Origin of the sequence: Larkinella sp. C7 (assembly GCF_006149005.1) — a bacterium.
GTDB lineage: Bacteria > Bacteroidota > Bacteroidia > Cytophagales > Spirosomataceae > Larkinella.
The window spans coordinates 1-469 of record NZ_VBSL01000148.1 but is presented as its reverse complement, the minus strand read 5'-3'; the positions used below and the strand labels follow the sequence as shown (position 1 = coordinate 469).

General features: G+C 45.9%; 1 protein-coding gene and 1 pseudogene. Both read right to left on the bottom strand.

The window, feature by feature from the left end; translation table 11 throughout:
• A pseudogene (locus FH871_RS34840) lies at positions 1–208 on the bottom strand (flippase); the annotation flags it as partial.
• A gap of 2 nt (positions 209–210) precedes the next feature.
• Positions 211–469: oligosaccharide flippase family protein (locus FH871_RS34835; RefSeq protein WP_212768386.1), on the bottom strand; the 259-nt coding region annotated here is incomplete at its 5' end.

Here is a 469-nt window from a genome sequence, read left to right as displayed (position 1 = left end):
GATTCTCCCGTTCCATAGGCACTAAAATTTGAATCCCTAGAAGATTGGATAGGCCGATGAAAAAAAGAGTCGGCATAATCAGCTGCATGGGCAGGATAGCCCCCGCATAATCTGGCCCAGACAGAAAATCTATTCCCTGCTTGGCAAAGAGGGTAAAGTAGGCCCAGAGCGGGATAGAAATAAAACCGATAAACTGCAGGGAACGCACGGTCAAAACTCTGAATTCGTCCTTTTTGTCATGTTTGACATAGTAAGACANGACAGCCGGGGAAGGAGAACACTCCCCATGGAAGTGACCAGACTGACCAAGATGGCCTTGATTTTGACCGAAGCATTATAGTAACCAACCGCTACATCATCCTTCATAAAGCCCAGCATTACAGCGTCCAGATTGGTATAGATGGTCGTTGCTACTGTCATCATAAAGAAGCTAAAAATCGGCTGAATATGCTGCTTGAGATCCATACCG